Annotated in this window: 18 protein-coding genes and 1 pseudogene; 11 read left to right on the forward strand and 8 right to left on the reverse strand. The window is 71.8% G+C overall.

The annotated features are described in order from the left end of the window. A pseudogene (locus tag PV721_RS19075) lies at nucleotides 1-340 on the reverse strand (hypothetical protein); the annotation flags it as partial. Between the two features lie 91 nt (nucleotides 341-431). Between PV721_RS19075 and PV721_RS19080 the strand changes: the two are divergent. From PV721_RS19080 to PV721_RS19090, 3 genes are all read left to right on the forward strand, one after another. Continuing rightward, nucleotides 432-1,409, forward strand: coding sequence for a protein phosphatase 2C domain-containing protein (locus PV721_RS19080; RefSeq protein ID WP_319725834.1), 978 nt, complete (start codon nucleotides 432-434; stop codon nucleotides 1,407-1,409). A 76-nt stretch (nucleotides 1,410-1,485) separates the two neighbouring features. After that, entirely contained in the window at nucleotides 1,486-3,228 is a 1,743-nt protein-coding gene (locus PV721_RS19085) for a pyruvate dehydrogenase (protein ID WP_319725837.1), read from the forward strand. Nucleotides 3,229-3,403: 175 nt separating this feature from the next. Beyond that, on the forward strand, nucleotides 3,404-3,817 hold the full coding sequence (locus PV721_RS19090; protein WP_319725884.1) for an ATP-binding protein: 414 nt from the start codon (nucleotides 3,404-3,406) through the stop codon (nucleotides 3,815-3,817). Between the two features lie 36 nt (nucleotides 3,818-3,853). Here the strand turns inward: PV721_RS19090 and PV721_RS19095 are convergent, their stop codons facing one another. Continuing rightward, nucleotides 3,854-4,912 carry a DUF2637 domain-containing protein gene (locus tag PV721_RS19095; protein ID WP_319725840.1) on the reverse strand — a complete coding sequence of 353 codons (1,059 nt, stop codon included), beginning with the start codon at nucleotides 4,910-4,912 and terminating at the stop codon, nucleotides 3,854-3,856. Nucleotides 4,913-5,136: 224 nt separating this feature from the next. Beyond that, the gene (locus PV721_RS19100) at nucleotides 5,137-6,012 is read right to left on the reverse strand and encodes a (2Fe-2S)-binding protein (RefSeq protein ID WP_319725842.1); all 876 of its coding nucleotides are present in this window, start codon (nucleotides 6,010-6,012) and stop codon (nucleotides 5,137-5,139) included. Nucleotides 6,013-6,117: 105 nt separating this feature from the next. Here PV721_RS19100 and PV721_RS19105 point away from each other — a divergent pair, with 105 nt between their 5' ends. Next, a complete protein-coding gene (locus PV721_RS19105) occupies nucleotides 6,118-6,780 on the forward strand; it encodes a GntR family transcriptional regulator (RefSeq protein WP_319725845.1) in 663 nt (220 codons plus the stop codon). Nucleotides 6,781-6,982: 202 nt separating this feature from the next. Here PV721_RS19105 and PV721_RS19110 read toward each other — a convergent pair whose 3' ends face one another. After that, nucleotides 6,983-7,777, reverse strand: a complete 795-nt coding sequence (locus PV721_RS19110) for a hypothetical protein (protein WP_319725847.1) — start codon at nucleotides 7,775-7,777, stop codon at nucleotides 6,983-6,985. A 167-nt stretch (nucleotides 7,778-7,944) separates the two neighbouring features. Next, a complete protein-coding gene (locus PV721_RS19115; protein ID WP_319725849.1) occupies nucleotides 7,945-9,624 on the reverse strand; it encodes a PucR family transcriptional regulator in 1,680 nt (559 codons plus the stop codon). A 254-nt stretch (nucleotides 9,625-9,878) separates the two neighbouring features. Between PV721_RS19115 and PV721_RS19120 the strand changes: the two genes are divergently transcribed. The 6 genes from PV721_RS19120 (at nucleotide 9,879) to PV721_RS19145 (ending at nucleotide 18,229) form a co-directional block, all read left to right on the forward strand. Then, complete coding sequence (locus tag PV721_RS19120; protein ID WP_214937389.1) at nucleotides 9,879-10,775, forward strand: FAD binding domain-containing protein; 897 nt, start codon at nucleotides 9,879-9,881, stop codon at nucleotides 10,773-10,775. Nucleotides 10,776-10,777: 2 nt separating this feature from the next. Beyond that, the gene (locus tag PV721_RS19125) at nucleotides 10,778-11,410 is read left to right on the forward strand and encodes a (2Fe-2S)-binding protein (protein WP_319725856.1); all 633 of its coding nucleotides are present in this window, start codon (nucleotides 10,778-10,780) and stop codon (nucleotides 11,408-11,410) included. Between the two features lie 2 nt (nucleotides 11,411-11,412). After that, a complete protein-coding gene (pucD, locus tag PV721_RS19130) occupies nucleotides 11,413-13,818 on the forward strand; it encodes a xanthine dehydrogenase subunit D (RefSeq protein ID WP_319725859.1) in 2,406 nt (801 codons plus the stop codon). Between the two features lie 324 nt (nucleotides 13,819-14,142). Then, nucleotides 14,143-15,606, forward strand: a complete 1,464-nt coding sequence (locus PV721_RS19135) for an NCS2 family permease (RefSeq protein ID WP_319725861.1) — start codon at nucleotides 14,143-14,145, stop codon at nucleotides 15,604-15,606. 83 nt (nucleotides 15,607-15,689) lie between these two features. Continuing rightward, nucleotides 15,690-16,841, forward strand: a complete 1,152-nt coding sequence (locus tag PV721_RS19140; protein ID WP_319725862.1) for an XdhC/CoxI family protein — start codon at nucleotides 15,690-15,692, stop codon at nucleotides 16,839-16,841. A 146-nt stretch (nucleotides 16,842-16,987) separates the two neighbouring features. Next, complete coding sequence (locus PV721_RS19145) at nucleotides 16,988-18,229, forward strand: YncE family protein (RefSeq protein ID WP_319725865.1); 1,242 nt, start codon at nucleotides 16,988-16,990, stop codon at nucleotides 18,227-18,229. A 52-nt stretch (nucleotides 18,230-18,281) separates the two neighbouring features. Here the strand turns inward: PV721_RS19145 and PV721_RS19150 are convergent, their stop codons facing one another. Together PV721_RS19150 and PV721_RS19155 are read right to left on the reverse strand one after the other, a co-directional pair. Continuing rightward, entirely contained in the window at nucleotides 18,282-18,749 is a 468-nt protein-coding gene (locus tag PV721_RS19150; protein WP_319725867.1) for an OsmC family protein, read from the reverse strand. A 181-nt stretch (nucleotides 18,750-18,930) separates the two neighbouring features. Then, nucleotides 18,931-19,473, reverse strand: a complete 543-nt coding sequence (locus PV721_RS19155; protein WP_319725869.1) for a GNAT family protein — start codon at nucleotides 19,471-19,473, stop codon at nucleotides 18,931-18,933. A 185-nt stretch (nucleotides 19,474-19,658) separates the two neighbouring features. Here PV721_RS19155 and PV721_RS19160 point away from each other — a divergent pair, with 185 nt between their 5' ends. Next, nucleotides 19,659-20,894: a GNAT family N-acetyltransferase gene (locus PV721_RS19160; protein WP_319725871.1), complete on the forward strand. Its 1,236-nt coding sequence runs from the start codon at nucleotides 19,659-19,661 to the stop codon at nucleotides 20,892-20,894. Between the two features lie 96 nt (nucleotides 20,895-20,990). Here PV721_RS19160 and PV721_RS19165 read toward each other — a convergent pair whose 3' ends face one another. Further along, a complete protein-coding gene (locus PV721_RS19165; RefSeq protein WP_319725874.1) occupies nucleotides 20,991-23,207 on the reverse strand; it encodes a terpene synthase family protein in 2,217 nt (738 codons plus the stop codon). Nucleotides 23,208-23,285: the final 78 nt, after the last annotated feature.

Consider the following 23,285-nt stretch of genomic DNA (forward strand, 5'->3'; position numbering starts at 1 on the left):
CGCCCTGATCGAGGACATGCGCACCGAACTGGGCCGCTCCCGGACCAAGCCCGGCCGGATCGGCGGGCGGGGCGCAGGCCCCGCCGGCGCCCCCGGCACCGCCTTCGACTCCGTCGGACGCATCGGGCCCGCCCTCGTCCGCGGCCCCGCCTACGGCCTCGCCACGGCCTTGGGCCTCGGCGCAGCCTTCGGCGCCGGCACCGCCCGCGGCTCCGTCGACCTCCTCGACCCCGTCTACGGCTCCGGGTCCGCCTTCGTCCTCGGGTCCGCCTGCGGCTCCGGCACCGCCCATGGACCCCGGCCCGCTCGCGCCCCCGGCTCCGGCTGCGACTCCGCCCACACCCCCGCCCCCGGCAGGTTTCGGCGTGCCGCGGGATCCTCGTGCGGGTGGGGCCACCGGGTACGCGCTCGGGGGTGTCGAGGTGCCGCCCGTGGCCGGGCCCGAGCTGCCGGTCCGGCGTGCGCACGCGCCGCGCCGGGCGGACCGGACCGAGGAGGTGCCGCAGCCCGCGCCCGTACCTGGACCCGTACCCGCAGCGGACGCCCCGGCGGGGCGGCGGCCCGAGGTGCACCACCTCGGCGACCGGGCACCCACCTACGCCGCCGAACCGGGCGCGCTCCCGCCCGCCGACCCGGCCGCCCTCGAGGGGCTGATCCCGGACACCGTGCTGGAGGGGGCCCGCTACGGCACCCACACCCTGCGCGCCGCCTCCCTGCGCGGGGACTCCGCCCGCTTCCGCGGCGAGGCCCGCCGGGACTTCCTGCTCACCGCCCGCTTCGGCGGCGGGGACGACGCCCTGGTGCTGGTGGCCCTGGCCGGCGGGGACCGGGCCGCGCCCGGGGCCGCGGAGGCCGCCGCCGAGCTGTGCCGCACGGTCGCGGCGGCCGTCGGGCGGAGCCAGGGCCGCCTCGCCGATGACATCCGCGCCGGGCGCCGCGACGCCCTGCGCTCGGGCCTCCAGCGGCTTACCGACCGGGGCTACGGCCGGCTCCGGGCCCGCGCCGCCGAGCTGGGGCTCCCCGAGGCGGCGTACACCGCCGGGCTGCGCGGCCTGCTGCTCCCCGTGGACCCCGAGTGCCGCACGCGGGTCTGCTTCGGCGCGGGCGCCGGCGGGCTGTTCCGGCTCCGTTCGGGCCAGTGGCAGGACCTGGAACCCGCCGGGCAGGCCGAGGACACCGAGGGAGGCTTCCGGTTCCGCGCGGCCGTCGCCCGCCCGGGTGACACCCTGCTGCTGTGCTCCGGCGGCCTGGCGGAGCCCATGCGGGAGGAGGCCGCCCTCACGGCGGAGCTCGCCGCCCGCTGGAGCGAGGGGGAACCGCCGGGCCTGGCCGCCTTCCTCGCGGACATCCAGCTCCGCCTCAAGGGGTACGCCGACGACCGCACGGCCGCCGCGGTCTGGGAGGCGTAACCGGCGCGCACATGGCTGGATGGGAGGCACGCGTGTCGGAGAGACCGGACCGGAGACCGGGAAGGGTGCCCCCCTCATGGCCAAGCAGAACGTGGCGGAGCAGTTCGTCGACATCCTCGTGCGCGCCGGCGTGCGGCGGATGTACGGAGTCGTCGGCGACAGCCTCAACCCCATCGTGGACGCGATCCGCCGGACGGGTGACATCGACTGGATCCAGGTGCGCCACGAGGAGACGGCGGCCTTCGCGGCGGGCGCCGAGGCCCAGATCACCGGCCGCCTCGCCGCCTGCGCGGGCTCCTGCGGCCCGGGGAACCTGCACCTGATCAACGGGCTGTACGACGCCCAGCGTTCGATGGCGCCGGTGCTCGCCCTCGCCTCGCACATCCCCTCCAGCGAGATCGGCCTCGGCTACTTCCAGGAGACCCATCCCGACCAGCTCTTCCGCGAGTGCAGCCACTACAGCGAGCTGATCTCGAACCCCGCGCAGATGCCCCGGCTGCTCCAGACCGCCGTGCAGCACGCCATCGGCCGCAGCGGCGTCAGCGTCGTCGCCCTGCCCGGGGACGTCGCCGCCCGGCCCGCCCCGGAGAAGGCGGTGGAGCACGCGCTCGTCACCGCCCGCCCCACGGTGCGGCCCGGCGACGGCGAGATCGAGAAGCTGGTCCGGCTCGTCGACGAGGCGGACAAGGTCACGCTCTTCTGCGGCAGCGGCACCGCGGGTGCGCACGCCGAGGTGATGGAGTTCGCCGGCCGGGTCAAGGCGCCCGTGGGGCACGCCCTGCGCGGCAAGGAGTGGATCCAGTACGAGAACCCGTACGACGTCGGCATGAGCGGGCTGCTGGGCTACGGCGCGGCCTACGAGGCCACCCACGAGTGCGACCTGCTGGTCCTGCTCGGCACGGACTTCCCGTACAACGCCTTCCTCCCCGACGACGTGAAGATCGTCCAGGTGGACATCCGGCCCGAACACCTGGGCCGCCGCTCCAAGTTGGACCTCGCGGTCTGGGGAGACGTGCGGGAGACCCTGCGCGCGCTGAACGCGAGGGTGAAGACCAAGACGGACCGCCGCTTCCTGGACCGGATGCTGAAGAAGCACGCGGACGCCCTGGAAGGAGTGGTGAAGGCCTACACGCGCAAGGTCGAGAAGCACACCCCGATCCACCCCGAGTACGTGGCCGCGGTTCTCGACGAACTGGCCCACGAGGACGCCGTTTTCACCGTCGACACCGGCATGTGCAATGTGTGGGCGGCGCGCTATCTTTCCCCGAACGGCAAACGGCGCATCATCGGCTCCTTCAGCCACGGCTCCATGGCCAACGCCCTCCCGCAGGCCATCGGCGCACAGTTCACCGACCGGAACCGTCAAGTGGTGTCGATGTCGGGTGACGGCGGTTTCTCGATGCTGATGGGAGATTTCCTCACCCTGGTGCAGTACGACCTCCCCGTCAAAGTGGTCCTCTTCAACAACTCATCCCTCGGAATGGTCGAGTTGGAGATGCTGGTTTCCGGCCTGCCCTCCTACGGGACGACAAACAAGAACCCGGACTTCGCCGCGATCGCCCGCGCGGCGGGGGCCTACGGGGTCCGCGTCGAGAAGCCCAAGCAGCTCACAGGGGCTTTGAAGGACGCCTTCCGGCACAAGGGACCCGCCCTGGTGGACGTGGTGACGGACCCCAACGCCCTGTCGATCCCACCGAGGATCAGCGCCGAGATGGTGACCGGATTCGCACTGTCGGCCAGCAAGATCGTGTTGGACGGCGGGGTGGGCCGCATGATCCAGATGGCTCGATCCAACCTGCGCAACGTGCCCCGCCCGTAAGCCCGCAGGAGTGCGGACCCCCCCGGGGGGCATGCATCCCGTAGACCTGTTCGAGAGCGTGGACGCGGGGAGGGGCATCGCCGTGCGGGTGGGGGCGAAGACCGGGAAGCTGTGGCGGAGAGGAAGGCCGGTGCCGCGCGAACCGTCCGCCGGCAAGGACGGGGGAGCGGTGGACATGCTGCGGATCACGCGGAGCGTGCGCCGGGCCGACCTGAAGGCGGTGGGCGAAGTCCGTCGGGCCCTGAGGGAGTTGATGCGCCACCGTTGCCGCACCGATGCGGCCGAGGTGGCCGAGCTGCTGATCACCGAGCTCGTCACCAACGCCCTCGTCCACACCGACCGGGGCGCGGAGGTGTCCGCGAGTCTCGCCGCCGAACGGTTACGGGTGGAGGTCCGGGACTACGCCGCACGCAGGCCCCGGCCGTACGTACCGACCGCCGACGACGGTACGCACGGCCGGGGACTCGTGCTGGTGCAGGCGCTCGCCGACGACTGGGGCGTGGACGCGCTGGCCCTGGGCAGCGGCAAGGTGGTGTGGTTCGAGCTGGACGGGCGCCACGACGCGCCGTACGAGGGAGAGCCCGCCTGAGCGGGCGGGCCCTCCGGGTTCCCCGATCGGGACCGGTCAGCCGAACTGCTGCTCCAGGTCCTTCAGTTTGCGCTCCAGCGAGTCCAGCCGGGGAATGGTCTGGGTGTCGTCCTCGGCGGTGAGGTCCACCGTCCGGGTGCCGGTCACCTCAAGGGATTCGGTTCCGTTCACGGCCTGCAGGGAGGGCCGGCGGCGCGAGGGCAGTTGTCCCGTTTCCGGTATGGCCGGCTCCGCGCCGACCGGCGCGGAGCCCGCTCCCTGCGTCAGTTCGGGCAGCTCGACCTGACGGCCGCGGGCGCGGCCGAAGGCCCGGTGCTGGCGGCCGAGCGCCCTGATGTGCGCGCGGTCCAGACGGTGCTGCTCCCGCCTTCGGTGCCGGTCCTGCTCCTTCTCCTTCTTGTCCTCGCGCACCTCGTCCACGGCCTCGTCGAGGGTGCGGACCCCCTCCAGCAGCATGAGCGACCAGGCGCCGAAGGTCTCCCGGGGCGCGCGCAGCCAGCGCACCATCCGGATCTGCGGCAACGGCCTCGGGATCAGGCCCTGTTCGCGCAGCGCCGCCCGGCGGGTCTGCTTGAGGGCGCGGTCGAAGAGCACGGCCGCCGAGAGCGACATCCCGGCGAAGAACTGCGGGGCCCCGTCGTGGCCCAGACCTCGCGGGGCGTGCACCCAGTTGAACCACGCGGCCGCGCCCGCGAACAGCCAGACCAGCATGCGCGAACCGAGGGCCGCGTCGCCGTGGCTGGCCTCGCGGACGGCGAGTACCGAGCAGAACATGGCGGCGCCGTCGAGGCCGAAGGGAACCAGGTACTCCCAGCCCCCGGAGAGGTTGAGGTTCTGCCGGCCGAAGCCGACCAGGCCGTGGAAGGAGAGCGCGGCGGCGACGGCCGCGCAGCAGAAGAGCAGGACGTACGAGGCCGTCCCGTAGACGGCTTCCTTGCGCCGCCGCCGCTCCTCGCTGCGCTCCCAGCTGTCCTCGGCCGCGGCCTTCTCGCTCTCGCGCTTGCCACGGGCCAGTACCGCAACTGCCGCAAGTACGCCCAGGATCAGCAGGCTGCCGGGCAGCAGCCAGTCCAGCGATATGTCGGTCAGTCTCATGCGGATGTCCCTTGCCTCGCGTGTGCGTCCATGCGGCTCTGCGGCTTTCCGGGCGCCATAGTGGCGTAGCCGGCGAGCCGTGCACGCGGGTTTCGGGGCAAGTGGACGCCATCGGGGGGCGGGGCCCGCCGGATAGGGTGTTGTAGCTCGAACTGACGACCGTGCGAACCGAGTTGCGTTCGATTACGGCCACCCCTACGGGTGGGTTAGGGGCGTGATCACGCTCAGTAGTCGACGGTGTCGGCCGTGAGCCGGGCGACGCGGTCCGCGTCGCAGGTCCGGGGGCACGTGACACAGGTGTCCTCGGGCCGGATCGTGTAGAAGAAGCAGCAGCTGGCCCGGTCCCGGGTGGGCAGCCCGCGGCCGTCGGGACCCGCGAGCGTACGGAATCCCGCGCCCCCGGTGTACGGGGCGGTGGAGCCGGGCAGCAGCGCCTCCAGCTCGGCCATCGCCCGGCGCTCCTCGCCGAGCAGGTCGCCGACGTACCAGAGGCTCTCGACGACCTCGTCGGTCACCATGCCCCACAGGGCGCGGCGGCCGCGCCGCATGCGCGGGCCGAAACCTTCCAGCACGGGCCCGAGGTGCTGGGCCACCGCAGCCCGCACCTCGCCGCGCAGCGCCTCCTCGTCGGGCACGACACGGGCCCCGGGGAGAACGGCCGCCGGATCGTCCGGCAGGCAGGCGAACTCCTCGACGCGCAGGGCCATCCGGCCGAGGGTCCGGTGGAAGGCCACCCCGGCCACCGGGAGGTACGGGACCCGCCGGTGCAGGAACCACGGGAGGGTGATCAGCAGGCAGGCCGGCCACGCGTACCGGTGCAGCCCGAAGCTCGCGATCACGTCGGGGCGGGCCTGGGTCCCGTAGTCCCTCAGCACCTGGGCGTTGTCCCAGGCGAGGAAGGCGTCCAGGGCCGGTCCGCCCGCCGCGAGCTCGTCCGCGCCGACCCATCCCACACCGCGAGGGACGGGTTCGTGCGCAGCTCGCTCGTCGACCCGCAGTCCGCCGTAGACCTCTGCCAGGCGTGCGTACGCGTCCGCCACCGGAGAGCCGGCCGGGGCGTGCGGGACGTGCAGGGCAGGGGTCACGACAGTGACGGCCATGGGGTGGACCACCGAATCGCACGATCGTTGACAGGTTAGCCTTACCTTACCCGATCTCGGCGAGGCCGTATCCTCAGGTCAGGTCGGGACCCGGAGGAGGACCGAGTGCACGACACGGACCGAGCCCGGATACAGGCACAGAAGACACGGAAGGTACTGCGCCATTCGGTGCGCGGGCAGATTCTCGACGCCCTGCGCGCGGCGCTGATCGACGGCGAGCTGGCGCCCGGGGAGATCTACTCGGGCCCCGCCCTCGGAGAACGCTTCGGGGTCTCCGCGACCCCTGTGCGCGAGGCGATGCAGCAGCTGGCGGTCGAGGGGGCGGTGGAATGCCTGCCGAACCGGGGCTTCCGCGTCCTGTCGCGCACCCCTCGACAGCTGGCCGAGCTGGCCGAGGTCCGGGCGCTGCTCGAGGTCCCCGTCATGCTCCGGCTGGCCCGTACGGTGCCCGCGGAGACCTGGGAGGCCCTGCGCCCGGAGGCCGCCGCCACGGCGGAGGCGGCCGCGGCGGGCGACCTGCCGGGCTACGCGGAGGCGGACCGGTCCTTCCACCGGGCCGTGCTGAGGCTGGCGGGCAATGCGCAGCTGGTGCAGGTGGCGGAGGAGCTCCACCGGCGGGCGCAGTGGCCCCTGCCGGGCGCTCCGCGGATTCGGCGGGCGGACCTTGTCGCCGACGCGGCGGAGCATTCGGCGCTGCTGGAGGCGCTGATCGCCCGCGACCTCCCGGTGGTCGAGTCCCTCGTCCGCGAACACTTCGCCGGCTCCTGACCCCGGGGCTCCGCCCCGGCCCCCTGACGGCGCTCCGCGCCCGCGCCTCAGCGCCGGCGGGGCTGGATGGGGCCGGCGTCGGACTGCACGTGCGCGCGGGGCCGGATTGCGCGGAGCGCGAATTCAGCCCCTTCCGGCGTTCGAGGAGCGGGGTACGGGGCGGAGCCCCGGTTCTTTCAGCCGCGCCGTGCGGGCAGGGAAGCTACGCCGCAGGCGAAGGGGCCGGGGCCGGGGCCGGCTGGAGTTGGTCCGCCAGCCAGGTGGGGATGCCGCCCAGGAGGTGGAACAGGCGGCGGGCCTCCGCGCGCAGGCGGGCGGCCTCCGGTTCCGGCTCGGCCTCGGCCAGCGCGGCCAGCGCGGGCGCCGTGCCGATCAGGAAGCCCAGGTCCTCCCGGATCCGCAGGGACTCCGCGAACCCCTTGCGGGCCTCGGCCACCTCGCCGTCCCGCAGGGAGAGCGCGGCCAGGTGCCGCCACGTGAAGGACAGCAGCAGGGTGTCCCCGTGTGCCTCCGCGCCCGCGTGCGCCCGGCGGTACGCCGGCCGGGCCGACTCCGGGGCGTCCGCCAGGTGCTCGGCCACCAGGCCTCGGCGGAAGTCCAGCAGCGGGCGGGTCCGGGAGCCCGGGGACAACAGGGCCGCCGCCCGGCCCAGCGCGGAGCGGGCCTCGTCCGCCCGGTCGCGCACGCCGAGCACGGTGGCGGCGTACGCCAGCTGGCCCCGCTCGCACGCGGCCGCGCCCCGGTCGTCGTCGTCCTGCGCCACCGCCTCGGCGACCCGCAGCGCGTCCTCGGCCTCGGCCCAGCCCTGGCCGGTGAACAGGCACCGCTCGACCAGCAGCGCGGTGCGCTGGACCGCGGCACCCGCATCGGCGAGGTGCGGCGTCAGCAGCGCCGCCGCATCGGTCCAACAGCCGCGCGAGCGCAGCCGCCATATCGCCCGCTGGAGGGGGTCGTCCCCTCCGGTTGTTCCGGCACCCGACATGGCGGTATCCGCCACATTGCCCTCCCCAAAGCAACCAAGCAGCACATCGTTGAGCCCTGGGGCGAAATGAGAGCACGGATCGGCGGCATCGGCCAAGGGGTCGGGTGAACTCTTTCACAAAGTCCGGACGGATCATCAGCCGTCCCGCAGGTCGGACTCCTCCGGCTGCGGGACGGATCTTCTCAGCTCATGCGCAGCGCCAGGAAGAAGTCGAGCTTGTCCTCCAGCCGGGACAGGTCACGCGCCGTCAACTGCTCGATGCGCCCGACCCGGTAGCGCAGCGTGTTGACGTGCAGGTGCAGTCGCGTCGCGCAGCGGGTCCACGAACCGTCGCAGTCCAGGAAGGCCTCCAGGGTCGGGATGAGCTCCGCGCGGTGGCGCCGGTCGTAGTCCCGCAGCGGGTCCAGCAGCCGGGCCGTGAAGGCGCGGCGGACGTCGTCCGGGACGAACGGCAGCAGCAGCACGTGAGAGGCCAGCTCGTGGTGGCCGGCCGCGCAGACCCGGCCGGGACGCGCCGCGGCCACCCGGCGGGCGTGCCGGGCCTCCTCCAGCGCCCCGCGCAGCCCCTCGGCGGAGTGCACGGCCGCGCTGACGCCCAGCGTGAGCCGGCCGTCGTCGGCCAGACCGGCCGCCAGGGGGTCCCGTACGGCCGAGAGCAGCTCGTCGGCGTGCAGGGCCGAGTCCGGGCCCTTGTCCTCCCCGGCGTCCCCGGACAGCGAGGGCAGCGGCACGAGCGCGATGGCCTCGTCACCCGCATGGGCCACCGCGATCCGGTCGGAGGGCTCCGGCCCCGAGACCGACGGGTCGACGAGGATCTCCTCCAGCAGCGACTGGGCAACCGGGCCGCCGGGGATGTCCCCGCCCTCCCAGTCCACCCGGGCCACGACGACCTGCCAGTGCGGGGCGGCGCCCAGCCCGGGCAGCAGCACCGGGGCCGCCACCCGCAGGCGGGCGGCGATCTCGGCGGGCGCGGCACCCGTCTGGACCAGCTCCAGGATTTCCTGTGCGAGGCGGCGGCGCACCGTACGGGCCGCGTCGCGCCGGTCCCGCTCCACGGCGATCAGCTGGGTGACGCCCTGGAGCAGGTCCAGCCGCTCGGCGGGCCAGTCGCCGGCGTCCGCCTCGACGGCCAGCAGCCAGTCCGACAGCACGGTCTCGCGCACGTCCCGGGCCGCCGGGCCGGCCGCGCCGCGGCCGTGTCCCCTGATCGGGAAGAGCGAGTAGGTAATACCCTGGATGGAGATCCGGTGCGGCCCCCTACGGCCCGTCCGGACCGCCGCAAGGTGCTCGCTCGCCAGTGCTGCGCACACGCCCGGCGCCAGCGGCTCGCCCGCCCCGGCGATCTGCCGGCCCGTGGGGGACAGCACCCAGGCCCGGAGATCGAGGTCGGTGGTGAGCAGATCCAGCACCACGTCGGGTCCGCCGCCGGCCGGACCCGAGGTCATCAGACGGCGATGGCGGTCCACGACGGCCGCGAGATCACCGGCGCGCTCGCCCGAGACCTGCCGTACGACGTACTCGGTGATCGTGGCGAATGCAACGTCCTCGTTCACGGCGAACAGCGGCAGCCGGTTGCGCACGCAGGCCGAAACAAGATCGTCCGGGATGGCGCCGAGCTCCGCCTCGCCCGCCGCGAGCCCGGCGACGCCGGCGCTCGCGAGGATTCGTACGAACGGCTCGGAATCGGCTGAATTTCGTCTCCAGGCCAGGCCGGTGAGGACGAGTTCACCCCCCGAGAGGTACCGGCTGGGATCACGCAGGTCGGTCGTCATGACCCCGCGGACCGTCCGGTCGAGTTCTTCCTCGCCGCCGAGCAGCCGCAGCCCCAGCGCCTCGGTTTCCAGCAGTGCGCGCAGCCGCATGATGTCGCCGCCGATCTGTCTCGAATGTTGCCGTTGGAAATCGGGCAGGTCGTCGCATCCTGCCTTTCATACGAATCTACAAGACGAGGGAGGCCGTCAGCCAACTCCTTCATGGTTTCGGTGACTGCACCCGGGGGACAGGCGGCCGGTGTACTGAGTCCACACCGCGTTAACAGCACGTGAACGACCAGTCGAGGGCCCTTAGGCCTCCTGGCTTGAAGTGAACGACACGATGAAGAAGAAGAGAGCCGCTCATGGACTTCCTTCGCCCCGCCAGCTGGGAGGAGGCGCTCGCCGCTAAGGCCGAGTTCCCCACAGCTGTGCCGATTGCGGGTGGCACCGATGTGATGGTCGAGATCAACTTCGACCACCGTCGGCCGGAGTACCTCCTGGACCTGAACCGCATCGGTCTCCTGCGGGAGTGGGAGGTCGGCGAGGACGTGGTCCGTCTGGGCGCCTCCGTCCCGTACACGCAGATCATGGAGAACCTGCGGACGGAGCTTCCGGGTCTCGCGCTCGCCTCGCACACGGTCGCGTCCCCGCAGATCCGCAACCGCGGCGGTGTCGGCGGCAACCTCGGTTGTGCCTCGCCGGCCGGTGACTCCCACCCCGCGCTGCTCGCGGCGGGCGCCGAGGTCGAGGTGGAGTCCGTACGCGGCTCCCGCCTGATCCCGATCGACGAGTTCTACACCGGCGTGAAGCGCAACGCGCTCGCCGCCGACGAGCTCATCAAGACCATCCACGTGAAGAAGGCGGACGGTCCCCAGCAGTACTCCAAGGTCGGCTCCCGCAACGCGATGGTCATCGCGGTCTGCGCGTTCGGTCTGGCGCTGCACCCGGAGACCCGCACGGTCCGCACCGGCATCGGTTCGGCCGCGCCGACCCCGATCCGGGCGAAGGCCGCCGAGGAGTTCCTGAACGCCGCGCTCGAAGAGGGCGGCTTCTGGGAGTCCGGCAAGGTCATCACCCCGTCGATCGCCAAGCAGTTCGGTGACCTCGCCTCCGGCGCGGCCAACCCGATCGACGACGTCCGCGGCACGGCGAAGTACCGCCGTCACGCGGTTGGCATCATGGCTCGCCGCCAGCTCGTCTGGACCTGGGAGCAGTACCGCGGTACCGGCAACGGCCGCTCGCTTGAAGGGGCTGCGTAATCATGCGCGTCAATTTCACTGTCAACGGCCGTCAGCAGGAAGCCGACGACGTGTGGGAGGGCGAGTCCCTCCTCTACGTCCTGCGCGAGCGCCTGGGCCTGCCCGGTTCGAAGAACGCATGCGAGCAGGGCGAGTGCGGTTCCTGCACCGTCCGTCTCGACGGCGTGCCGGTCTGTTCCTGTCTGGTAGCGGCCGGTCAGGTCGAGGGCCGCGACGTCGTGACCGTCGAGGGCCTGGCGGAGTTCGCCAAGCAGCGCGACGAGCACGGCCACGGCGGTGCCTGCGGCACCGGCGGCGGCTGCGGCAGCAAGGGCGTGTCCCTGGACGCGGCCAAGCAGTGGCAGGCGCACGGGCCGGGCAGCGAGCTCCGCTCGCGGGCGGCCGACTCGCAGACCGGCGAGGGCGCCCCGCTCTCCACCATCCAGCAGGCGTTCATCGACGCCGGCGCCGTCCAGTGCGGTTTCTGCACCCCGGGCCTCCTGGTCCAGGCCGACGCGCTCCTGGAGGAGAACCCCTCCCCGTCCGACCAGGACATCCGTGAGGCCCTGTCCGGCAACCTCTGCCGCTGCACGGGCTACGAGAAGATCCTCGACGCGGTCCGCCTCGCGGCCGCCCGTCAGGGAGAGGCGGTCTGACCATGGCTCAGAACACCCGCACCGTGCCCGCCGGTACGCCGACGAACGTCACCCAGAAGCACAACAAGGGCGGCATCGGCGAATCGATTCTCCGCCCGGACGGCACCCTCAAGGTCACCGGCGAGTTCGCGTACTCCTCGGACATGTGGCACGAGGACATGCTGTGGGGCCAGACCCTGCGCAGCACCGTCGCCCACGCCGAGATCGTCTCCATCGACATCTCCGAGGCGCTCGCCATGCCCGGCGTCTACTCGGTGCTGACGTACGACGACCTGCCGGCCGAGATGAAGAACTACGGCCTGGAGATCCAGGACACCCCGGTTCTCGCCAACGGCCGGGTACGTCACCACGGTGAGCCGGTCGCCCTCGTGGCCGCCGACCACCCGGAGACCGCCCGCCGCGCGGCCGCCAAGATCAAGATCGACTACCGCGAGCTGCCGCTCGTCACGGACGAGGCCTCAGCCCTCGCTCCCGACGCGCCGCTGATCCACGAGGGCCGCGACGACCACCACATCGGTCACGTCCCGCACCCGAACATCGTGCACCGCCAGCCGATCGTCCGCGGCAACGTGGAAGAGGCCCGCAAGCGCGCCGACGTCATCGTCGAGGGCGAGTACACCTTCGGCATGCAGGACCAGGCCTTCCTCGGCCCGGAGTCCGGCCTCGCGGTGCCGTCCGAGGACGGCGGCGTCGACCTGTACGTGGCCACCCAGTGGCTGCACTCGGACCTCCAGCAGATCGCCCCGGTCCTCGGCCTCCCGCCGGAGAAGGTCCGCATGACGCTCTCGGGCGTCGGCGGCGCGTTCGGCGGCCGCGAGGACATCTCGATGCAGATCCACGCCTGCCTCCTGGCCCTCGCCACGAACAAGCCGGTCAAGATCGTCTACAACCGGTTCGAGTCCTTCTTCGGTCACGTGCACCGTCACCCGGCGAAGCTCTACTACGAGCACGGCGCCACCAAGGACGGCAAGCTCACGCACATGAAGTGCAAGATCGTCCTCGACGGTGGTGCCTACGCCTCGGCCTCCCCGGCCGTCGTCGGCAACGCGTCGTCCCTCTCGGTGGGTCCGTACGTCCTGGAGGACGTCGACATCGAGGCGATCGCGCTCTACACGAACAACCCGCCCTGTGGCGCGATGCGCGGCTTCGGCGCCGTCCAGGCCTGCTTCGCGTACGAGGCCCAGATGGACAAGCTCGCGGCGAAGCTGGGCATGGACCCGGTCGAGTTCCGCCAGCTGAACGCCATGGAGATGGGCACGGTCATGCCCACCGGCCAGGTCGTGGACTCCCCGGCCCCGGTCGCCGAGCTGCTGCGCCGGGTCAAGGCCCGCCCGCTGCCGCCGGAGCGCCAGTGGGAGACCGCCGGCGAGAACGCGGACGTCCGCGCGCTGCCCGGCGGCCTCTCCAACACCACCCACGGCGAGGGCGTCGTCCGCGGCGTCGGCTACGCGGTCGGCATCAAGAACGTCGGCTTCTCCGAGGGCTTCGACGACTACTCGACCGCCCGCGTGCGCCTCGAGGTCATCAACGGCGAGGCCGTCGCGATGGTCCACACGGCCATGGCCGAGGTCGGCCAGGGCGGCGTCACCGTCCACACCCAGATCGCCCGCACGGAGCTGGGTGTCACGCAGGTGACCATCCACCCGGCCGACACGCAGGTCGGCTCCGCCGGTTCGACGTCCGCCTCCCGGCAGACGTACATGACCGGTGGCGCCGTGAAGAACACCTGTGAGGCCGTCCGCGAGAAGGTCCTGGAGATCGGCCGCCGCAAGAACGGCTCCTACCACCCGGCGTGGGCGACCGCCGAGCTGCTGCTCGAAGGCGGCAAGGTCGTCACCGACGGCGGCGAGGTCCTCGCGGACCTGGCCGAGCTGCTGGAGGGCGAGGAGGCGATCGACCTGGAGCTGGAGTTCCGGCACCGGCCGACCGTCGCGTTCGACCTGAAGACCGGTCAGGGCGACGGCCACGTCCAGTACACCTTCGCCGCGCACCGCGCGGTCGTGGAGGTGGACACCGAGCTCGGCCTCGTCAAGGTCGTCGAGCTGGCGACCGCCCAGGACGTCGGCAAGGCGCTCAACATGCTTTCCGTGGTGGGCCAGATCCAGGGTGGTACGACCCAGGGCCTCGGCGTGGCGATCATGGAAGAGATCATCGTGGACCCGAAGACCGCGAAGGTGCGCAACCCCTCCTTCACGGACTATCTGATCCCGACCATCCTGGACACCCCGACCATCCCGGTCGACGTCCTGGAGCTCGCCGACCCGAACGCGCCGTACGGCCTTCGCGGTATGGGCGAGGCCCCGACCCTCTCGTCGACCCCGGCCGTCATCGCGGCGATCCGGCAGGCGACGGGTCTGGACATCAACAAGACGCCGATCCGTCCGGAAGCCCTCACCGGGACCCTCTAGGACGGCGTGGTCCGGGGGCCGCGAGGCCCCCGGACCCCCTCAGACTCTCCGGGCGGTGCGATTTGGGAACGTCACACTTCACAGCGCACCGTCCGGAGCACCTACGAAGCACCGCACCGCTCGCGGTCCCTTCATCTGGCAGTACCCCTGCGAAACCCCCACGTAGTACCAGCGGTCACCCCCGCACTACCCGCAGTACACGCAGTGAACATTCGCGTCGCCTCGGGCCGTCACCCCGGGTCGTGCAGCCAAACGCAGCATCCCAAATCCCGCAATCTCCAATCCCCACGCGGGTGCCCCTTTGAACCTTGGGAGTTAGGCACCATGACCCAATCGTCTGTGGAGACCAAGACCACCGCGGAGGAGGCCGGCGACGGCTCTCGCACTCCCGCCGGACGTTCTTGGCTCGACCGCTACTTTCACATAACGCACAGAGGTTCCAACGTCGGCAACGAGGTCCGTGGCGGTATCACGACCTTCATGGCCATGGCGTACATCCTCCTGCTCAACCCCCTGCTCCTCTCGGGCAAGGACGTCGCTGGCACCGTGATGGACGGATCGGCGATCATCACCGCCACCGCCTTCGCCGCGGCCGTGACCACGCTCCTCATGGGCTTCGTCGGCAAGGTGCCGCTGGCCCTCGCTGCCGGCCTCTCCGTGTCCGGCGTGCTCGCCTCGCAGGTCGCCCCGCAGATGACCTGGCCGCAGGCCATGGGCATGTGCGTGGTGTACGGCGTCGTGATCTGTCTCCTGGTCGTCACCGGCCTCCGCGAGATGATCATGAACGCGATCCCCCTCGCGCTCAAGCACGCCATCACCATGGGCATCGGCCTCTTCGTGGCCCTCATCGGCTTCTTCAAGGCCGGTTTCGTCGGCAAGGGTCCGGAGTTCGGTCCCCCCGTCCAGCTCGGTGCGGTCGGTGAGCTCTCGGGCTGGCCCGTCCTGCTCTTCTGCATCACCCTGATCGCCATCTTCATGCTCCAGGCCCGCAAGGTGCCCGGCGCGATCCTGATCGGCATCGTCGGTGGCACCGTCCTGGCCGCGATCCTCAACGCCATCGTCGACATCGACCCGAAGGCCTGGAAGAACGGCCCGCCGGAGCTCGACGGCTCCGCGGTCTCGATGCCGAACTTCTCGCTCTTCGGTGACGTCTCCTTCGGCGGCTGGGGCGACGTCGGCTACATGACGGTCGGCATGATCGTCTTCACCCTGGTGCTCGCCGGCTTCTTCGACGCCATGGCCACCATCATCGGTGTCGGCACCGAGGCCAAGCTGGCCGACGACAAGGGCCGCATGCCGGGCCTGTCCAAGGCCCTGTTCATCGACGGCGCCGGTGGCGCCATCGGTGGCGTCGCGGGCGGCTCCGGCCAGACCGTGTTCGTCGAGTCCGCGACCGGCGTCGGCGAGGGTGCCCGCACGGGCCTCGCCTCCGTGGTCACCGGCCTGTTCTTCGCCGCCTGCCTCTTCTTCACCCCGATCACGCAGATCGTCCCGGGTGAGGTCGCCTCCGCGGCCCTGGTCGTCATCGGCGCGATGATGATGCAGAACGCCCGCCACGTGGACTGGTCCGACAGCGCGACCTCGATCCCGGTCTTCCTGACCGTCGTGATCATGCCGTTCACCTACTCGATCACCGCCGGTGTCGCCGCGGGCGTCATCTCCTACGTCGCCATCAAGATCGCTCAGGGCAAGGCCCGTGAGATCGGCGGCTTCATGTGGGCGCTGACCGGAATCTTCCTGGTCTTCTTCGCGCTCCACCCGATCGAGGGCTGGCTCGGGGTCGGCTGACCCGGACCGACCTGATCCGTACGCAATTCCGCACGCTCCACGTATCCGATACTGGAAAACGAACCTCTCCGAGGAGGCCCCCCATGCTGGACATCGCCGAAGAGCTGAACCGGTGGGTCGAGCAGGGACGTGACTTCGCCGTCGCCACGGTCGTGGCGGTCGGCGGCAGCGCGCCCCGGCAGCCCGGAGCCGCTCTCGCCGTCGACAGCGAGGGCACGGCCATCGGCTCGGTTTCCGGCGGATGCGTGGAGGGTGCGGTGTACGAGCTGTGCCAACAGGCCCTGGAGGACGGCGAGACCGTCCAGGAGCGCTTCGGGTACAGCGACGACGATGCCTTCGCCGTGGGTCTGACCTGCGGCGGGATCATCGACATCCTCGTCACCCCGGTCCCGGTGGGCTCTCCCGTACGGGAGGTGTTCGCGGCCGGCCTGGCCGCCGCGGCCCGCGGTGAGGCCGCGGCCGTGGCCCGGATAGCCGAGGGCCCGGCCGAGCTCATGGGCCGCGCGGTGTTCGTCCGTACCGAGGGCGCCCACGAGGGCGGCTTCGGCGGACACCCCGAACTGGACCGCACCATCGCCGAAGAGGCCCGCGCCATGCTCGACGCCGGCAGGACCGGCGTGCTGGAGATCGGCGCCGACGGCAGGCTCTGCGGAGAGCCGCTGAAGGTGCTGGTCGAGTCCAGCGTCCCGCCCCCGCGGATGATCGTCTTCGGTGCCATCGACTTCGCCTCCGCCCTCGTGCGGATCGGCAAGTTCCTCGGCTACCGGGTGACGGTGTGCGACGCACGGCCCGTCTTCGCGACGAAGACCCGCTTCCCCGAGGCGGACGAGATCGTCGTCGACTGGCCGCACCGCTACCTCGAGAGCACGGAAGTGGACGGCCGGACCGTCCTGTGCGTGCTCACCCACGACGCCAAGTTCGACGTCCCGCTCCTCGAACTGGCCCTCAAGCTCCCCGTCGCCTACGTCGGCGCCATGGGCTCCCGCCGCACCCACGAGGACCGCACCAAGCGGCTCCGCGACGTCGGCGTCACCGAGCTCGAACTGGCCCGCCTGCGCTCCCCGATCGGCCTGGACCTCGGCGCCCGCTCCCCGGAGGAGACCGCGCTGTCCATCGCCGCCGAGATCGTCGCGAACCGCCGCGGCGGCAGCGGCGCGGCCCTCACCGGTGCGCACATCCCGATCCACCCGGACGTCGCGAACACCGCCGTCAGCAGGATCGGTTCCGTCGCTTGAAGGAGTGAGTGACGGCCGAAGGTGAGAAAAGGGCGCCACCCGTAGGGGTTGCGCCCTTTTGGCGTTCCCCCTATCTTACCGGCCGGTAATGGGGGCCCTCACCGGAGGAGCCCTCTCCATCCCTTGCCCACAACGGAGTTGAGCGGATGTTGCGTACCGTGCGAACCCTCGGCGTCCTGGCGGCGGCCGCCCTGCTCACCGCCGTCACACCGGCACCGGCCCCCGCCGCTCCCGCGGCCGGCCTGCGCGAGGTGCTCTTCGTCGGGAACAACTGGGAGGGGACCGCCGACGTCCTCGCCTCCACCGGCGATCTCGCCAAGGTCGGCCGGATCGACGTGATCCCCGACAAGGCGGAGCGGCTCCGCGAGATCTACCTCAACCCCGTGAAACTCGCCTTCTTCCTCGGCATCCGGGAGAGCGCCGGCGAGGGCCACGACCAGTTCGTCGACGACATGTTCACCACGCCGGACGGCTCCGCGGTCGTCGTCTCCCGCCCCAGCTTCGCCGACGTCGTGTCCATCGACGTGACCTCGGGGCGGATCAACTGGCGCTTCCCGGTCTCCGGTTTCCGCTCCGACCACATGGCGGTCTCCCCGGACGGCACGCGCATCGCCGTCTCGGCCTCCACCTCCAACACCGTGCACGTCCTGGACATCGCCACCGGACGCCAGGTCGGCTCCTTCGGCACCGGGGACAAGCCGCACGAGAACACCTTCACCCGTGACGGCCGCTTCCTGTGGAACAGCTCCATCGGCGAGGTGAACACCGCACTCGACGCGTCCTGGCTGGACTGGACGAAGGGCGACCGGAAGATCACCGTGGTCGACGCGCAGACCTTCCGGACCGTCCGGGTGATCGACATGCGGGAGCGGCTGGACGCCTTCGGCCGCCGCGACCTGTCCGACGCCGTGCGCCCCGTGTCCTTCAGCCCCGACGAGTCGAAGCTCTACTTCCAGGTGTCGTTCTTCAACGGCTTCCTGGAGTACGACGTGGCATCCGACCGGATCACCCGCCTCAAGACGCTCCCCGGGAACCCTGCCACCAGCGCCGACCGCACGACCTGGGTCAACGACTCCCGCCACCACGGCATGTCCATGAGCCCCGACGGGGCCAAGCTGTGCATCGCCGGAACCATGGACGACTACGCGACCGTCGTGGACCGCGCCACCCTCACCGAGGGTCCGCTCGTGCCCGCCGCCAAGCCGTACTGGGCCACCGTCGACGGTGACGGGACGGCCTGCGTGATCTCCGAGAGCGGCGCCGACCGGGTCACGGCCATCGACTTCGCCACCGGCGCCAAACGGGTCTCGGTCCCCGTCGGCGACCACCCCCAGCGGATCCGGACCGGCCGCGTCCCGGCCTCCTGGGCCGGTCCCGCCGGCCGCTAGGCCGTCCAGGTCCTGTCGCGGGACAACGGCGTGACCGGGCCCGTCCGGACGCTCAGCCCACCGTCACGGTCGGCTCGTGCCGGACGGGGAAGTTCACCGAGTTGGCGATGAAGCAGGCCCGGTGGGCCTCCTCGTGGAGTGCGATCGCAGCAGCCACCATCGACTCCTCGCCGACGGTGATCCGAGGGTGCACCACGGCCTCCGTGAACTGCCCGCTGTCCCCGGCGGTGGCCATCGTCCCGGTCGCCTCGTCGACGTACGAGGTGACCACCACGCCGTTCACCGTACAGAAGTGCAGGTAGGAGAGCATGTGGCACTGGGACAGTGCGGCGAGCAGCAGTTGCTCGGGGTTCCAGCGGGAGGCGTCGCCGCGGAAGGTCGGGTCGGAGCTGCCGAGGATCGCCGGCAGCTCTCCGGCGGCCACCTCGTGCGCCCGCGAGTAGGCGCGGTAGTGGCTGGTGCCGGTGCCGAGGTTTCCGGTCCAGGTGACGCGGGTGGCGTAGGAGTGCAGTCGGGCCATGGCGGCTACTCCCTTTCTCGGGTACGGGACCGGGCGGCGCAGATGTCCGGGATGTGGCGGCGGCGTCGAGCGGTGCCGGGCGCCGACCTGGATCGTACGGCCGTCGCGAGGGCCGCGCCCGCTTCCTGCGCGGGGCGGTCGGCGGCGCCGTCGGCGCCCGGCGGGCGCACCGCGGGCGGGCTCAGGCCCGCCACTCCTCCCGGAGCATCCCGAACAGCACCTCGTCGTACCGCTCACCCGCCAGCAGCACGGCGGCCCGCCGCCGCCCCTCCTCCCGAAAGCCGAGGCGGGTGAACGCCCGGACGGCCCGCTCGTTCCCGCTCCAGGTGTCGAGCTGGAGCCGGGTGAGCGGGAAGGTGCCGAAGAGGTGGTCGACCAGCAGCCGCATCGCCTCGGAGCCGTGCCCCTGGCCCCAGAACTCCCGCTCGCCGATGGTGATCCCGAGGGTGGCCACGCCGGCCCAGGGGTCCAGGTCGCGGTAGTCGGCCGTGCCGATCACCCGGCGGTCCGGCAAGCTCTCCACCGTGAACACCGCCGACTCCCGGGGCGAGAGCATCAGCATGCGCTCGAAGAACAGCCCCAGCGCCTCCCGCGTGACGGGGCCGAAGCACGGGTCCCCGGCGGACGCCCAACGGACCACCTCGGGGTCGTTGCGCCAGCGCAGGTGGTGCTCCGCGTCCTCCGCGCGCAGTGCGCGCAGTGCGACGAGCTCTCCCTCGATCACGCCCTGATCCTCTCCCCGTGACGGCCGACGGCACACCGTACCCACAGATGATCATGACTGCCACGGGTTTCCGGATCCGGAGAGGAGTCACACCTTCGCGGCCCGGCCGCCGGAACGGCTGAAACCCATCACCTCTGACCCTTATGGGATGACCGGTCCACGATCAACCGCTTAGTCTCGCGATCATGGTGGACATCCATGAGGTACCCGAGGCCGACATCGACCGCGCTCTGGAACTCGCGTACCTCGTCTTCCACGACCGGCCCGAGAAGGAGGCCCGCGCGAGACACCACGCACTGCTGGAGCGGTGCCTGCGCCTCGGCGCCTACGACGGGGACGCCCTCGTCGGCTTCATGGCCGCACACGACTTCCGGCTCTCGGTGCCGGGGGCGGACCTGCCCTGCCCCGGGCTCACCTTCGTCTGCGTCGCCCCCACCCACCGCCGCCGCGGCGTGCTCACCGCGCTGATGACCGAGATGCTGGAGCGCGCCGCGGCCACCGGCAGCCCGGTCGCGGCCCTGTGGGCCTCCGAGGCAGCCATCTACGGCCGCTTCGGCTACGGCGGCGCGACCACCGGCGTCACCATCGAGATCGACTCCACCCGGCCGCTGGTTCTGCGCATCGACCCGGACCGCCGCCCGCTGCGGCTCGTCGACCCGGAGGAGGCGCTCGCCGTGATCGGGCCCTTCCACGAGTCCGCCCGCTCCCGGCGGGCCGGCCGCCCCAGCCGCAGCGCTCCGCGCTGGCGCGAGGAGTGGCTGGCCGAACAGGACGAGCAGGACGAGGAGCTGAGCCCGCCGCGGATCATCGTCCTCGGGGAGCCGGGCGAGCCGATCGCCGGCTACGTGCTCTACCGCACGAAGCCCGAAGCCGACGGCGGGCCCGCCCGCGCGCCCCAGGGCCTGGTCCGGGTCGATGAACTGGAGGCCGACACCCCGGCGGTCGCCGCCGCCCTGTGGGAGTGCCTGGCCGCCCTGGACCTCACCGGCCGGGTCCGTGCGTGGGGGCGCCCGCCCGACGACCCGCTGCTGCACTTCGCCGCCGACCGGGACCAGGTGCGGGTCACCGCCCAGTTCCCGGCGCTCTGGCTGCGCATGGTCGACGTACGCGCGGCGCTGACCGCGCGGTCCTGGGCCGCGCCGGTGGACGTGGTGCTGGAGGTGCACGACCTGCGGCTGCCCGCCAACACCGGGCGGTTCCGGCTCGACGCGGGGCCGGGCCGGGCGGCGTACGAGCACGCGGACGCCGCCGCCGACCTGGCCCTGGACGTACGCGAGCTGGCCGCCTGCTACCTGGGCGGGACCCGGGTCGCCGAACTCGTCGCGGCCGGGCTGGTACAGGAGCACACGCCGGGCGCGGCCGCCGCGCTGGACGCGGCCCTGTGCACGCCCGTACTGCCGCACACGAGCGACGAGTTCTGAGGGCCGGCGGGCATCGGGCCGGCTCGGTGCCCGCCGGCTCGGTGCGGCTCGGCTCGGTGCGGCCCGGCGCGGTGGGCCCGGCGCGGTGGGCCCGGTTCAGGCCGGCAGGGAGATCCGGGCGGCCGACATGCCGAAGTCCGAGCTCCAGACGCCGGTGGACAGGCCCCGGCCCGGCCCGTGCAGATCCTCCTCGCGGTAACGACGGCACTTCTGGTGCCAGTTGAGGATCCCGGAGAGCCAGTCCTGGAGCTCGCCGACGTACGCGTCGAGCCCGGCCCGGGCGTCGGCGTCCAGCTTCCAGTCGTCGTAGAGCAGCGGCAGCTGGTTCGCGACGATGTGCTCGAACTCCTCCGTGCGCTGCGTCATCAGCGAGTGGCAGATGTGCAGGGCCTCCGGGTAGCCGATGTCGAAGAAGCTCCGGGTGACCAGGACGTGGTTGTGGACCTCGCCCTCGAACTCCACCTCCTTCTGGTAGGAGAAGATGTCGTTCAGCAGGCAGGCGGTGTCGGCCGCCGCGTTCTCCAGCGACCGGATCGTCCCGGAGGCGTAGATCTCGTCGGGGATGCCGCGGCCCGCCTGGCCGAGCCGGCACAGGTACATCGTGAGGTTCGAGCCGAAGGTGTGCCGGCGCATCTCCGCGTAGTCCACCGGGTCCGGGATGCGGTTCTGGATCTGGTTCTCCATCTCCCACACCCAGCTCTCCAGCATGCTGACGAGCGTCGCCCGGAACTCGGCGCGGACGGCCCGGGTCATGCTCCGGCTCGTACGCACCCACAGGTCGGCGAGCGCGCGCTCCATCGCCGTGGCCGGCGGCGGCTGTTCGGCGTGATCGACCGGGATCATCGCGACCAGCCGCGCGGTCGTCGCCTTGGCGGCCGTGAGGTTCTTGGCCTGGCCGAAGACCACCGGGTAGTAGTCGTCCCCGTACGTTCCCCAGGTCAGCCAGCACGCGTTGAGGAGCAGCGCCTCGGGCGTGGCGTCCGGGTCGATGCCGGCCGAGCAGAGCGCGAAGTCGTAGCCGCGCAGCTTCTGTTCGGTCCAGATGGCGGAACCGGGGTCGCCGGGCTGCGGTTCCAGCAGGCCCATGCGCCGGGCCCAGTCGACCGATCCCTCGCGCGCGTGGTCCAGATGAGGGCTGAGGGAGAGCGCGAACGGCATGTAGACCTCCGGGATCACGGACGGTCCGGTGCGCTCGAAGGGGACGTGGGTGAAGGAGCGGCGGCGCAGGTCGGCCGAGCGCTGCGTGAAGACGGACCTCACGTCGAGCGCGGTCGTGCCGAGCCCGGACGGGAGGAAGGGCAGGGTGACCGGGGCGGTGGCCCTGGCCTCCTCGTTCATGTAGCGGCTGGAGACCATGTGCCATTCGTGGCCGCCGGACTGCCAGTCCTGCAGGCCCTTGGCGTAGGCGAGGACGGCCGCGATCTCCGCCGGGGTCATCGCGTGGTCGGCGAAGAGCTGGGGCAGTTCGGCGAGTGCGGTCTGCTCGAACTGGTGCAGGCGGGAGGTGAGCAGATCGTTGGAGACCTCGGCGGCCTCCTGGGTGGTGCAGCCGAGGAAGGTCTCCAACACCAATACGGCGTTGGAGAGTTCGCCTTCGTCGGCGACCTCGCGCTGGTAGGAGAAGAGGTCGTTGCGGAGGTGGACGGCGTCGGAGAAGGCGTCGCGCAGGACGCCGAGCGCGCGCGAGTGCGCGACGCGTGCCGGGACTTCGGCGGCGACGTATTCGATCAGTCCGGCCGACCAGGGTGCGCCGCCCACCTTGCGGCGCATCTCGATGTATTCGAGGGGGTTCGCCACCCGCCCGATGTTGATGTTGGCGAGCTCCCACATCGACTCGTCGAGGAGGTTCTTCGTGGACAAGGAGAACCGTTCCCGCCAGGCCTTGGACATCGCGGGGACGGTCCGCGCCCACAGGTCCGCGAGGCCCGCCTCGACCGGGTTGGTCGGCGCGGGGAAGCCGTCGGCAAGGTCCATCGGCATGAAGGCGGCCAGCCCGTCGAGGTACTCCTTGGCGCCGGCCCGGTCCTGCGTGCGCTTGAACATCTCCAGGAAGTGGTCGTCGAAGAAGAACACCCACACGTACCAGTCGGTGACCAGGGACAGGGCCTCGCCGTCGCAGTCGGGGTGGGTGTACGAGCAGAGCAGCGCGTAGTCGTGCGAGTCGAGATCGCTCTCCTCCCAGACGCCGGAACCCTCCAGCATCCCGAGGGCGCGCGCCCACCGCTTGGTGTGGATCCGCGCGTCCTCCAGGTGGGGGTTCAGTCGCGCCGGATAGGGCACATAGAAATCCGGCAGTTGAAACGGCTGCGTCACGACGGGGTGGGCCTTTCGTCCATGGGTGCGGGGGCCCGGTCGTCCCGGTCCCCCGCACGAGATCAGCAGTGCCCTACC

Source organism: Streptomyces sp. MB09-01 (assembly GCF_033794505.1).
GTDB lineage: Bacteria > Actinomycetota > Actinomycetes > Streptomycetales > Streptomycetaceae > Streptomyces.

What these genes read in the sequence shown, in the direction of transcription:
- PV721_RS19120 (WP_214937389.1), top strand. Translation starts at nt 9,879, where the DNA reads ATGGACTTCCTTCGCCCCGCCAGCTGGGAGGAGGCGCTCGCCGCTAAG.
- PV721_RS19085 (WP_319725837.1), top strand. Translation starts at nt 1,486, where the DNA reads ATGGCCAAGCAGAACGTGGCGGAGCAGTTCGTCGACATCCTCGTGCGC.
- PV721_RS19095 (WP_319725840.1), bottom strand. Translation starts at nt 4,912, where the DNA reads ATGAGACTGACCGACATATCGCTGGACTGGCTGCTGCCCGGCAGCCTG.
- PV721_RS19100 (WP_319725842.1), bottom strand. Translation starts at nt 6,012, where the DNA reads ATGGCCGTCACTGTCGTGACCCCTGCCCTGCACGTCCCGCACGCCCCG.
- PV721_RS19140 (WP_319725862.1), top strand. Translation starts at nt 15,690, where the DNA reads ATGCTGGACATCGCCGAAGAGCTGAACCGGTGGGTCGAGCAGGGACGT.
- PV721_RS19150 (WP_319725867.1), bottom strand. Translation starts at nt 18,749, where the DNA reads ATGGCCCGACTGCACTCCTACGCCACCCGCGTCACCTGGACCGGAAAC.
- PV721_RS19145 (WP_319725865.1), top strand. Translation starts at nt 16,988, where the DNA reads ATGTTGCGTACCGTGCGAACCCTCGGCGTCCTGGCGGCGGCCGCCCTG.
- pucD (WP_319725859.1), top strand. Translation starts at nt 11,413, where the DNA reads ATGGCTCAGAACACCCGCACCGTGCCCGCCGGTACGCCGACGAACGTC.
- PV721_RS19135 (WP_319725861.1), top strand. Translation starts at nt 14,143, where the DNA reads ATGACCCAATCGTCTGTGGAGACCAAGACCACCGCGGAGGAGGCCGGC.
- PV721_RS19160 (WP_319725871.1), top strand. Translation starts at nt 19,659, where the DNA reads ATGGTGGACATCCATGAGGTACCCGAGGCCGACATCGACCGCGCTCTG.
- PV721_RS19115 (WP_319725849.1), bottom strand. Translation starts at nt 9,624, where the DNA reads ATGCGGCTGCGCGCACTGCTGGAAACCGAGGCGCTGGGGCTGCGGCTG.
- PV721_RS19090 (WP_319725884.1), top strand. Translation starts at nt 3,404, where the DNA reads ATGCTGCGGATCACGCGGAGCGTGCGCCGGGCCGACCTGAAGGCGGTG.
- PV721_RS19125 (WP_319725856.1), top strand. Translation starts at nt 10,778, where the DNA reads ATGCGCGTCAATTTCACTGTCAACGGCCGTCAGCAGGAAGCCGACGAC.